This is a genomic window from Catenovulum sp. SX2 (assembly GCF_052056295.1).
Lineage (GTDB): Bacteria > Pseudomonadota > Gammaproteobacteria > Enterobacterales > Alteromonadaceae > Catenovulum.
This window is the reverse complement of sequence record NZ_CP182493.1, coordinates 1,633,308-1,645,489: the sequence shown is the minus strand read 5'-3', so window position 1 is coordinate 1,645,489 and position 12,182 is coordinate 1,633,308. Positions and strand designations below refer to the sequence as shown.

11 protein-coding genes and 1 pseudogene are annotated in these 12,182 nt (G+C 39.7%); 10 read left to right on the top strand and 2 right to left on the bottom strand.

Features of this window, described 5'->3' with window-relative positions; genetic code table 11:
* Nucleotides 1-478 precede the first annotated feature (478 nt).
* From maoP to mrcB, 4 genes and pseudogenes are all read left to right on the top strand, one after another.
* Nucleotides 479-865, top strand: coding sequence for a DUF413 domain-containing protein (gene maoP, locus ACMZOO_RS06935; protein WP_440905969.1), 387 nt, complete (start codon nt 479-481; stop codon nt 863-865).
* Nucleotides 866-992: 127 nt separating this feature from the next.
* The gene (amrA, locus tag ACMZOO_RS06930) at nt 993-1,595 is read left to right on the top strand and encodes an AmmeMemoRadiSam system protein A (protein WP_440905968.1); all 603 of its coding nucleotides are present in this window, start codon (nt 993-995) and stop codon (nt 1,593-1,595) included.
* A 90-nt stretch (nt 1,596-1,685) separates the two neighbouring features.
* Nucleotides 1,686-1,886 (top strand): annotated as a pseudogene (locus ACMZOO_RS06925) (VF530 family DNA-binding protein); the annotation flags it as partial.
* Between the two features lie 72 nt (nt 1,887-1,958).
* The gene (gene mrcB / locus ACMZOO_RS06920; RefSeq protein WP_440905967.1) at nt 1,959-4,253 is read left to right on the top strand and encodes a penicillin-binding protein 1B; all 2,295 of its coding nucleotides are present in this window, start codon (nt 1,959-1,961) and stop codon (nt 4,251-4,253) included.
* On the opposite strand, the gene ACMZOO_RS06915 is transcribed toward mrcB, so the two are convergent.
* Entirely contained in the window at nt 4,230-5,069 is an 840-nt protein-coding gene (locus ACMZOO_RS06915; RefSeq protein ID WP_440905966.1) for a mechanosensitive ion channel family protein, read from the bottom strand. The two genes, mrcB and ACMZOO_RS06915, sit on opposite strands and share 24 nt — an antisense overlap.
* Nucleotides 5,070-5,230: 161 nt before the next feature.
* Here ACMZOO_RS06915 and ACMZOO_RS06910 point away from each other — a divergent pair, with 161 nt between their 5' ends.
* The 6 genes from ACMZOO_RS06910 (at nt 5,231) to ACMZOO_RS06885 (ending at nt 11,180) form a co-directional block, all read left to right on the top strand.
* Nucleotides 5,231-7,924 carry a PAS domain S-box protein gene (locus tag ACMZOO_RS06910; protein ID WP_440905965.1) on the top strand — a complete coding sequence of 898 codons (2,694 nt, stop codon included), beginning with the start codon at nt 5,231-5,233 and terminating at the stop codon, nt 7,922-7,924.
* A gap of 24 nt (nt 7,925-7,948) precedes the next feature.
* Nucleotides 7,949-8,365 (top strand): response regulator, encoded by a 417-nt coding sequence (locus tag ACMZOO_RS06905; RefSeq protein WP_440905964.1) that lies wholly within the window; start codon nt 7,949-7,951, stop codon nt 8,363-8,365.
* Complete coding sequence (locus tag ACMZOO_RS06900) at nt 8,358-9,626, top strand: diguanylate cyclase (protein WP_440905963.1); 1,269 nt, start codon at nt 8,358-8,360, stop codon at nt 9,624-9,626. Before ACMZOO_RS06905 ends, ACMZOO_RS06900 begins: the two co-directional genes overlap by 8 nt.
* A gap of 78 nt (nt 9,627-9,704) precedes the next feature.
* On the top strand, nt 9,705-10,409 hold the full coding sequence (locus ACMZOO_RS06895; RefSeq protein ID WP_440905962.1) for a pseudouridine synthase: 705 nt from the start codon (nt 9,705-9,707) through the stop codon (nt 10,407-10,409).
* 34 nt (nt 10,410-10,443) lie between these two features.
* A complete protein-coding gene (locus ACMZOO_RS06890) occupies nt 10,444-10,770 on the top strand; it encodes a hypothetical protein (RefSeq protein ID WP_440905961.1) in 327 nt (108 codons plus the stop codon).
* Nucleotides 10,771-10,838: 68 nt separating this feature from the next.
* Nucleotides 10,839-11,180, top strand: a complete 342-nt coding sequence (locus tag ACMZOO_RS06885) for a hypothetical protein (protein ID WP_440905960.1) — start codon at nt 10,839-10,841, stop codon at nt 11,178-11,180.
* Nucleotides 11,181-11,197: 17 nt separating this feature from the next.
* Here the strand turns inward: ACMZOO_RS06885 and prmA are convergent, their stop codons facing one another.
* Nucleotides 11,198-12,076 carry a 50S ribosomal protein L11 methyltransferase gene (prmA, locus tag ACMZOO_RS06880; protein ID WP_440905959.1) on the bottom strand — a complete coding sequence of 293 codons (879 nt, stop codon included), beginning with the start codon at nt 12,074-12,076 and terminating at the stop codon, nt 11,198-11,200.
* Nucleotides 12,077-12,182 lie beyond the last annotated feature (106 nt).

The following is a 12,182-nucleotide window of genomic DNA, read 5'->3' as shown; positions in this document are numbered from 1 at the left end:
TAAAAGCCATTTAGGCAAGGCAAGTTGGCACAGTCATAGTGGTTCTATATCAAGCCAACTTAACGCAGAATAAATGGCTTTTAGCCCAGCCTTTCAGGAGCCTCACAGACAGCCCACTTCTGTGTTGTATCATTTTGAAAGGTGCCTACATTCCTGCAATGATACGCCTTGAATTGAACTGTCTGTGATGGCTCTGATACTCGCAATTTATATTGATTTAGCTCTAATTGGCAGGATTTCTAAAAAATCATTTTTCAAACTAGCGGAATTGGCTGAACAGGACTATGCTGCAAAATGTAAAAAAACGCAGCATTTTTTACAGTGAAAATGTACAAATACTGCAAGCATTTTGTACGGTGGAAAGATAAATAAAAATTTCATCAATAATGTTTTGACAGAAGTGCATTTTACCGTTAAAAGTCAATCCGCATTCAATTGTTTGAATGCCTGAATACTTTTCTTATTTGAGAGGTCCTACATGGCAAGAAATAAGCAGCAATTGTTATCTCGAATCTACGATGATCCAAAAAACTACCCTTATGGTTTCCGTCGCTCAGGTGACTTTTCTATCGGTGAAGCTGATTCACTCGCTAAATATGGGCATTTATTTAATGCTTTATATAAAGGTGAAATTGAGCCAAGCGATTTAGAAGATCAACACATTATGAGTGTGATGCGTGGTGAAACGCAGCCTGAAAACGTAAACGAAAGGGCTTGGTTGAAGTATCAATCTAGACTGAATCGTCCAAAACTTGGTAGCCTGTATGGCAACAAGAAGCAAGTTGTAGCGGATGATGACGACTCAGATAACGATATTGAGCTTAATGATGATTTAGGCGATTCAATCGACACTGACGACGATTAAACTGTCCTTTTGCAGGTTGGCAAAAAGCTTTAATTGTTTCAAAGTTAAACATTCACTTTTGAACAATAAGCTTTTTGCTATACTCAAATAGACCCAAGTTCATTTAAGTCTATTTGGAGGTTTGTTTATGCTTGCAGTTTCAAGTTTTGTCCAATCTGAATTCGAACAACCTGAAATAGCCCAGCACATTATTCAGCTTGTGCGTGATGCGTTGGATTATGCCTATCAACATAATCATCAACGTTTACCTGAACACCTGATTAATCCACACCCTGTATTAGCAAACTCGTTAGCTTGTTTTGTTAGTTTAAATGACCATAGTGGTTTACGCGGTTGTGTTGGCACAACAGTCGCAAACGGCCGACTTGATAATAATATTGTTTGGTACGCACACGAGGCTGCGTTTCACGATCCTAGGTTTGATCCTATACCCGCCAAAGATTTTGCTGATTTAACTTGTGTTGTGTCCATTATGTCTATGCCATTGCCACTACAAGTCGACAGTGAAGATCAATTGCTGCAGCAACTTATTCCACAAAGAGACGGCTTGATTATTCAATATGGGCAAGCAACCGCGGTATTTTTGCCTTGTATGTGGGCTCAATACCCAAAAGCTGAAGATTTTTTACAAGCGTTAAAATACAAAGCTGGTTGGCCAGAACATGGTTGGACGCATGCAATGAAAGCGAGTGTATTTCAGACCTACCGAATTAGTGGCGCATTAAGCTAACTTTATTCGCCGAGAAAAGCGCAAATCTAGCCATAGGCCGGATTTATCGGTATGCTTTAGCCATTAATGCGCTAATTCAAATTCCACAATATGCAACATCAACCAAACAACCCACTGCATGGGATAAAACTTGAAACCATAGTGACAGAACTTGTTGAATATTATGGCTGGCAAACCTTAGGTGAAACTATTCAAATTAATTGTTTCACCAAAGACCCTTCAATTAAATCAAGCTTAAAGTTTTTACGTAAAACTCAATGGGCACGTGATAAAGTTGAAGCCCTCTACCTCGAAATGATCGAACGTAAAAAGAATAGCCCTTACGCCAATTCGCTAGATTAAATAATCAACTAGGTAATAACTATGAGCGAGAACAAACCATCTTGGTTTATTCGTGCAATTAAATTGTGTGTAAAACTCGTCTTTGTGCTCTTGGTGGTCATTATTGCTTATGGTGTTTATCTTGATGCGCAAATTAAACAAAAATTTAGTGGCAACAAATGGCAGTTACCAGCGCTTGTATATGGCATGGAGCATGAGTATTTTCAAACTGATGCTTTATACAAAGATGATTTAATTCGCCATCTTAATTTATTGGATTACCGTAAAGTTCGAACTTTGTCTTTGCCAGGAGAATACAAAGTATATGCAGATTCAGTTGAGTTAGTGCGACGCGAATATAGCTTGGCAGAAAATCACTACCCAGCCAAACGTTTAAAAATTAGCTTTCAAGGACGACGAATTAAAAGTATCTGGGACGCAGGTTTACAAAAAACAGCATCCACTTTTACTCTAGAACCCTATTTGTTGGCTCGATTACAAGCCAACAATTTAGAAGACAGAATTCTGGTGTCGTTAGCCGATGTTCCAGACATAGTTATTCAAACCTTGTTATTGGTAGAAGACCGAAGTTTTTACGAGCACCATGGTGTTTCGCCATTGGCGATACTACGTGCCTTGTGGGTTAACATTCAAGCTGGTCGCACAGTTCAAGGCGGCAGTACGCTGACGCAGCAATTGGTCAAAAATATGTTTCTGACCAATGAACGCAGTTTAGTGCGCAAATTAAAAGAAGCTTATTTAGCTTTATTGTTGGATGCGCGTTACGACAAACATGAAATATTGCAGGCCTATATCAACGAAGTTTATGTTGGGCAAAATCACCAAAGAGGTGTGCATGGTTTAGGTTTAGCCAGCCAGTTTTATTTTGCCAAACCATTAAACGAATTATCGGCGAATGAAATCGCTTTGTTAGTCGGCATGATCAAAGGGGCTTCTTATTACAATCCGCGCAAATATCCTGAACGAGCGAAAGAAAGACGTGATTTAATTTTACGTTTGATGACAGAACACGGCTTATTAACCCCTGACGACTACCAAGTGGAAGTGAGCCGTAAGTTAGTTGTACAAGATTTATCGGTAATTGCGCGTAAAAAATACCCAGCATATGTTGACCAAGTTCGTGAAGAACTGAAAAAAGTAGTGACACGCGATGATCAATTATTCAGTGGCTTAAAAATATATACTCATTTTGATCCACTAGCTCAATACAGAGCACAAACTAGTTTATCCACCAGTGTTGAGTCGATTGAAGGACGCCGAGCGATTGAAGGTTTGCAAGGCGCTATGGTGGTTGTTGATAGCCAACAAGGTGGTGTTAAGGCGCTGGTGGGTGATAAAAAACCTCATTACGCTGGGTTTAATCGCGCGTTAAATGCACAGCGTAATATTGGCTCGCTGGTTAAACCTTTTGTGTATATTAGTGCGTTTGAACAAGAGCCTAGCTTAAATTTAGCCAGTATAGTGAAAGATGAAGCTATTACTTTAACCAGTTCACTTGGCAATAAATGGTCACCCAAAAATTACGACAATGAATATGAAGGTGATATACGTTTAGTTGACGCATTAGTGCGTTCACGCAATGTGCCTGCGGTTAACTTGGGCATGCAAACTGGCTTACACGAAGTAGTCGAGCGCATGCACGATTTTGGTATTAAACGTGACATACCTGTCTATCCATCGTTATTGCTCGGCTCAGTTACTTTGTCGCCGTTTGAAGTGGCACAAATGTATCAGGTATTGGCCAATAAAGGTGTTTATATAGAGTTACATGCCATTCGTTCTGTTTATTCAAACGATAATCAATTGGTGTGGCGGCCAGCTCAAACTAACCAACAAGTGGTAGACGCTAGCCATAGTTATTTGGTTAATTATGCTTTGCACAAGGTTACTCGCGAGGGCACAGCTAAAGCTATAACAAATAAATTGCCTAAACGTAAATTCGCCGGAAAAACCGGCACAACTAATGATGGGCGTGACAGCTGGTTTGTTGGTTATGATCATAATGAGCTGGCATTGGTCTGGTTAGGTAGAGACGATAATCAAGCTATCTCATTAACCGGCTCGGCTGGCGCTTTGCAAACTTTTATCCAGTATCAACAAGCACATAATGGCGAAAACTTAATATTGAATATGCCCAGCGGCATTGAACTGAAATATTTTGATAAACAAACAGGTTTACATAGTTTGCCAGGCTGCCAAGATTTAATCTTGTTACCTGCTATTGTGGCGCAATTGCCGCCAGCGCAAGCGTGTGACGGCTCTAAAGATTGGGTTAAACCAAAATCAACTTGGTTACAGCGCTTGTTCGACTGGTAAGAGTGTTTGTCGGTAGATAAAAAACTCTAGGGTAACGGCCTGTTCTATTTCTTTTGCTTGTTGGGTTGGACAAAACAGGCTGAAATTGTACTGAACATGGCCTAAATCTGTAGTGGTAATTTGTACTCTATTTTTTTCACCTGGAATGCTAATTTCTAGTTTTCGTTCGATAACACTGCGGTATCTGTCAGCCGTTTCTTGGAATTCTGCACAATTTTCGTCTAACTTTTGTTGCAAATAAATTTGCATCTCTAAAGGATTTTCCCCTTTATCACTGATCAGATAAAAACTATGGTTCACGTACCTGCGCATATAATTTAAGTTGGTAAATGAGCGGGTGATAAATAAATTATTCGGTATGATTAAGGTTCTACCTGTGTACTGGTATTTGCCGCATTTAATACTGAGTTCATACATAGATGTGGTGATCCAGTCGGTATTAGCAACTTCCCCCGCTGTGCCATCAACTTCAACCCAGTCACCCACACGATACTGTCGCGCGGTTGTTTGATATAGCGACGCCAAAATACATTGAATATACTCACGAGTCGCCAACACTATAGCAACGATAAATGCAGCTATAGAAATTGCAAAATTTTGAATTTCATCAAACCAGACCGACGCTAGGCCAATCAACATCAACAAGCTTGAGATATTTTTAATACCACTATTCCAACGGCGTTTGCGTTCGCTGTCATTCTTAAAACGTTTATGCGCGCTTGCGGTTAACGAGCGGCGGACAATTAACAACAGCAGTAACACACCTGCGGATAAAATAAGTTTTGACTGACTAAGTTGGTTTAAATATTCAAGCATATGAAAAAATTTTGCCTCGTAACTGTCAGGCTTTAATTTACAGATAAGTCGCAGCACAAATTATACACTCTTGTGCTAGGCTCTATGATAAAGGGAACATTATACTGAGATGTTACAACCCAGCAAATGATTGCTCAATTTTAACTTGCATGTGAGGGAATATGGAGTTCTTGCGTCAATTAATGAATGGCGACTATATGCCACATGGTCACTGTTTACTCTGGAAGCCAGACTTGCTGATAATGAATGTGGCTTCAGATTTACTGATCACTTTATCTTATTTTGCCATTCCTGCAGCTTTAGTTGTGTATGGGCGACAAAAGCCTATGCCTTATCGCAGTACGTTAATTATGTTCTCCATGTTTATTTTTGCCTGTGGTATAACCCATATTATGGCAGTGATAAACGTTTGGAATGGTTACTACTATTTGCATGGGGTGATTAAAGTTTTCACTGCTTTGGTGTCTTTTGCCACAGCCGTGTTAATTTGGCGCTTGTTACCTGAATGGTTAAATGCACCGAGTTTATTGGAATTAAACACCTTAAAGCGCCGGGTTGAAGCTGACGGTTTTAAATTTAGTGATTATGAATTACTTGAGATCCGTGAGTATTTAGAAGAAAAAATAAGCGAAAGAACGGAAGAGCTCAATAGTGAAATAGCACGACGTGAAGAAGCCGAAGACAACCTCAACCGCATATTAGACTCAGCTGCTTATGGACTATTATTAGTTGACGAAACAGGCAAAATTGTTCGTTATAACGAAAAAGCCGTTGGCATATTTGAGCTTAAAGACGAACTACTGACAAAAAATGTTTCAGACTTTGTAGATGGTGAAGTTAAATCGCAGCACCATAATTGGGTGAAATCATTTTTTGCATCACCAAATGTCAAAGCCATGGCGAAAGGGCGTATGGTCAGATACCGCACACCCACAAAAATGGCGAAAACACTCAATATTGAGTTACAACCATATACTCATGCCGGCAAAAATTATTGTTTGGCAACTATTATGGACGTCACTGTCACCAATGATTTATTAACTAAGTTAAACCAGTCCGAACTTAAATTTAAAACCATAGCCAATTCGGTTGATGCAGTTTTGTGGTTGGCTACGCCTAAACTGAATAAGATATTGTATGTAAATCCGGCCTACGAAAAACTATGGCAGGCAAGCTGTGAAAGCTTGTATGAAAATCCAATCTCATACGTGTCTCGTGTTCACCCAGAAGACAGAGAAATTCTAAAACAAAGAGCTGCCCAACATGAAGGTTGGGATGTGCGTTATCGATTGCGCAAGCCATCTGGTGAAATTTGCCATATTCGGGAACAGGGTAAGCCTGTCCACAATGAAGTGGGTGAACTGGCTTTTGTGGTTGGTATGGCAGTTGATATTACTGATTCGGTAGAGCTAGAAGAGATCCAGAAAAAATACGAAATGGCGATCAACGCTATCAATGATGGTGTGTATGACTGGGACTTAACCACAGATGTGATTACTGTCAGTGGTAAATTAAAACAAATGCACGGCTTGTCAGAGCAACAAGAGTGGTTGTATCAAAGTTGGGCTGAAAGAGTTGAGCCGGAACATTTATCAAAAATTGAACAAGCCTTACAACAACATTTAAACGGTGAAGTAGCCTTTTTCTATGCAGAATATCCAGTAGATGTGTTAGGGAAAAAGCGTTGGATGTTAACGCGAGGGCGTGTGGTTGAATGGGATGTGAAAGGCAAACCTATACGTTTGGTCGGGATTGAAACAGATATAACCAACCGTAAACAAATTGAAGAAGAGCTGTGGCTAGTTGGGCAAAAACTCAGTGCTTTGCAGGCTTCGGCCGTTGACGCTTTAGTATATACAGACGTTGAACTAACCATACTAGAAGCAAATAAAACTTTTGCTAATCTATTGGGATATGAAACTGCGCAGCTGTTGACAAAAAGTTTGTTCGAATTGACTCCAACTAACCTGCATGGCTTCGATAAAAAAATTCTTAACGAGCAGATTATCCCTGAAGGGTTTTGTGAAGAGTATGAAAAAGTATTTCTGACTAAACAAGGTGATAAAGTTGCTGTATCTGTTTGTGCTTGGGCGGTTAAAGATAACTTGGGAGATGTCACCGGAATTATGTGTTTGATTCGGGATATCTCGGCTAGAAAACATGCGGAGCAAACGATACATAATGCTTTAGCTGAGCTTAAACGTAAAAATGAGGAGCTCGACCAGTTTGTATATGCAGCCTCTCATGATTTAAAAGAACCAAGTAGAGGCATAATGCATATAGCGCAATTTTTATATGAAGATTATGCCGCTAAATTGGATGAAGATGGACAAAAATACATAGTCCATATTCGCTCTGCCGCAGAAAGAATGTTCGGTTTAATTGAAAGCTTATTAAAATTTTCACGTACTGGTAGACGCGAAATCAATCGAGAGTACATAGATATGAATGTATTGGTTGATGAATTATTGCAACAAACGCGCAGCCATAAAAATTTCAAAGTTACCCGTAACTTTAGCAATGCAAAATTGTTTGCAGACCGATTATCTGTATTTGAGATCCTACAAAACTTGTTATCTAACGCTTTAAAATATAGCCAGCGAACGCTTGTTGAGGTAGAAATAGGTGAAGACAAGGGCACTATTTGGGTTAAAGACAACGGCGTAGGAATGTCGAAAGAAAGCTGTGAACTTGCTTTTATCATCTTTAAACGCCTAAACAAAGTAGGTGAAGGTGAAGGTATAGGTTTAAATATAGTTAAACGTTTGGTTGAACTGCATGATGGCAGAGTTTGGATGGAATCGGCCGAGGGGCAAGGGACTCAAGTATATTTTACGTTAGATAGACAAGACTAGGTCAACAGACCCTAAGGTGTTGCTGTGAACAAAATAATATTTGTAGAAGACAATGATATCGATTTTTGGTCAGTCCAGCGTATTTATAAAAAAGCTGGTTTGACACAAAAATATGAAATTCATAGGTTTGCTTCAGCTGAAGAGTGTCTGGAATATATGCAAGCTGTACCTGTCAAAAACCTTATTGGTAAACAATTATTTTTTATCGATATAAATTTACCTAATATGTCAGGGCACAAATTAATTGAATGCCTGCGCAAGTTTGCTAATGCCAATACGATTTTAGTTGCATTATCTTCATCAACTCATAATACTGATATAGAGAAATCATATAGTGCAGGAGCAAATGCTTACATAGTTAAGCATGAAAGATATGATGAGTTCGCAGAAACTTTGTTAACTACAACAAAGTTTTGGATGGAGGTCGCTCTTTATGCGTAGTACAGTGCTAGTGGTAGATGATTCGGAAACGGATAGGCTGATCTTTGAGCGCTATTTAACTCAAGCTCATCAAAACTTTGAAGTGATCTCTTATGCAGATCCAAGCACCTTGGCCAGCATATTGAAAATGGTGCAAGTCGATTGTGTTATCCTGGATTTCAACTTGGCTGGCGAAACTAGCATTCAGCACATAGCAACCATTCATGAAGTTTCACCTTACACTGGTGTTGTCATGATAACAGGTGTTGGCGACGAAAAAGTCGCAGCAACCGCGTTTAAATCTGGTGTAGACGACTACCTTTCCAAAAATGATATCAGTCAAAGTCGTTTGACCGCAGTTGTTAGTAATGTGATTGCGAAAAAACACATTGAAAGAGAGCATCATAACGCCAACGCAGAACTGACATTACTCAGAGCTGTTATGGACAACACGCCTAACCTAAACATGGTGTGTGATCCTGAAACCAGTTTATTTATCACCTTTAACCTTGCATTAAATCGCTTTTTAAAGCTGCCAAGCGAACATATCAAAAGCAAATCCTATTTTCACATATCTAAACAATTTAGCAGCACTGATGATTGGTATGTATTTGTTGAAACAGTAAAAAAAACCGACCACTACAAATATGAAACTGAGTTGATCAATTCAGAAGGCCAAGCCATACCGTTCGAATTTGATTGTTGTTATGCCCAAGTCGGTGACAAGCATTATTTACTCTTTAGTGGCATGGATATTTCGCGCCTTAAAAATGTTCAGCAAGAGTTGATGGAACTTGCAACCAAAGATCCACTCACCCAACTTAGGAATAGACGAGGTCTAGCCGAAGAATATGCTCGTTTATATAAATCTGCTCGACGCAACAACCAATATTTATGCTTAGCGATTTTTGACATAGATAATTTTAAACAAATCAATGACAGTTATGGGCATGATGTTGGTGATATTGTTTTAGTGCAATTTGCTGAACTGCTCAAAGCCTCGTTTCAACGGCCGCTAGATTATATCGCACGGGCGGGTGGTGAAGAGTTTGTGGTAATTTTGTCTGATAACAACCAGCAAAATATTCAAAGATTAATAGATAAAGTGATTGATGCATGCGCGGATAACTTAGAGCATGGTACAACTGTCAGTGCTGGGGGGATTTGTATTAATGCAAAAAGTGCAGAGCTGGCCTATGAGAAATGCTTTAAGCATGCGGATAATAATCTTTATTACATTAAAGAACATGGAAAAAATCAGGCAAAAATAACTTACAAATAGTAAGTTGTTACCCAGATTTCAGGTTATTTAGTACAATACTCAGCGAATAAAAACACAGATTACAAATTTGAGTAATGAATGAGACTAGATAAATATTTATGTGAAGCCATGGATGTAACCCGGGCTTGGGCGAAAAAAATCATCAAAACGGGTGAAATCAGCATAGATGGTGAACCCTGTAAAAATCCCGCCACCCATGTTGCTGAATCCTCTGTTGTGCAATACCAAGAGCAAACCTTATCCTTAATTGGTGTGCGCTACATTATGATGAATAAACCGGAAGATACCTTGTGTAGCAATGCCGATAACGAAGTATATCCATCTGTTTTGTCGTTATTGGAAGTTGATAAAATTGACAGATTACACATAGCAGGCCGCCTAGATGCTGATACCACAGGGTTAATTTTAATTACCGACGATGGCCAATGGTCGCACCGTATTGCTAGCCCTAAACACATTTGTGAGAAAACCTATTTAGCTGAGCTCGCCGAAGAAATGACACCAGAGCAACAGCAGCAAGCCATAGATACTTTTGCTCAAGGCATAATGCTTAATGGTGAAGATAAACCAACTGAACCTGCCAAACTTAAGTTTTTAGCCGATGATTACGCAGAGTTAACCATTACCGAAGGTCGCTACCATCAGGTTAAACGTATGTTTGCCGCTATTGGTAATAAAGTAACCTTTCTACATAGATGTCAGATAGGTGCATTAGAACTAGATGAATCCCTCGAGCCTGGTGAGTGGCGTTATTTAACTGAAGAAGAAGTTAATTTGTTTTAACTGCGACAAAATTTACCCAAGAGAAGTCCCTAATATGTTGAGTATTATTGAGAATATCCGCCAAAATTTAGCTGTTGCTTACCAAAAAGCACAAGAGTGTGATCAGTTTATTGAGCAGCTCCAACAAAATGGTCAAGGCAAATTTAGCGCAATTTTTGCCGAGGGTTTTACTACTAAAGCAACCCGTTTTATGCCCTATGTAGAAGAAATTGCTGCTGATTTTTATCCTTTTACCCAACTGTCTGAAGTACAGCAACAGCAAATTAATCCGCAAGAGTTGGCCAAGATAGTGGTCAAACTGGAAAAAATATTTGCCACTCAGAGCAAATTTCAACAAACAATCGTGTCTGCAGAAGAATAGTTCTGTTTAAAAAATAAACAGATGTTCTATACTTAGGTTAACGGTTAAAACGCGCCGAAAGGTGGAAGATGACAGACGTTGCTTTTATTAATTCAGGGCTACAAAACCAGCTGCATCAGCAAGGGCAGTTGGTTGGGCAGTCGTCTGCCAATAATAACAACACTGGCGTAAACACTGTTGGTAACCAAACCAGTAATACCAGTGTCACCATTTCACCGCAGGCGCAACTTATTCAAAAAAGTGGCGAGTTATCTGTAGCGCGTCAGCAACAAGCAGAATCTACACAAAATAATGAAGCGGCTAATGATTCTGTGCGAGTAACGAGCAGTTTAGGCAAAGCTGCTAGCTCGGTTGGTTTAACCGAGCAAGAAGCAATCAAACTATATGAAGCGGTCAAAGACTTACTTTAAAATAGCAGTCGGCTGGCTTATAGCTTCTTAGTACCAGCTACACGACACCAATCTTCTTGCTGAGCAACTGGCTCTAGGTCAAACCACTGGCTGTATATTTGGCAAATTTCTTCCGCTTGGCTGTCTAAAATACCAGATAGCGCAAGTTTACCCCCAGGCTTAACATAGTCGCTAATCACTTGTGCTAGTTCTCGTAATGGCCCAGCTAAGATATTGGCAACTACTATATCGGCTTGCATTTTTGGCTGCGCATCAGGCAAATACAGCTCTAGTTTATCTAAAACATGGTTACGCTCAGCATTGGCGGTGGAAGCTTCAATCGCTTGTGGATCAATATCAATGCCTATTGCTTTTTTCGCGCCGAGTTTTAACCCTGCCACAGCCAAAATCCCAGAGCCACAACCAAAATCGACTATGGTATGTTCAGCTTGGATATGTTTGTCTAGCCATTGTAAACACAAAGACGTGGTTGGGTGCGTGCCTGTGCCAAAAGCTAAACCCGGATCAAGAATGATATTAACCGCAGCTGGATCTGGAATATCACACCAACTTGGACAAACCCATAATCTGTCACCAAATTGAATCGGCTTAAAGCTATCCATCCACTCACGGATCCAATCTTTATCTTCTAACTGTTCAATTTTGTACGAACCTTTTTGCCCAAACGGGAACTGTTGTAAATGCTCAACAATGGCATCCATATCTGCTTCAGCATCGTACAAACCAATAGCTATGGTCTCTTCCCACAACATAAAGTCACCTGGTTTAGGTTCGTAAATTGGCGTGTCTTGTGCATCCAAAAAAGTAACGGAAAATGCACCGCACTCCATCATTTCATCAGAAATTAAATCGGCACTTTGTTTGTCAGTGGTATATCTAAGCTGGAGCCAAGGCATAAAGGTCTCAATAAATTATTTTGATTAGTTGGGGGTATTCTACCTAACCTGAACTCGGGATAACAAGTTAGCTAACTATTGGTAGAAATAAAAAAGCCGAATCGAA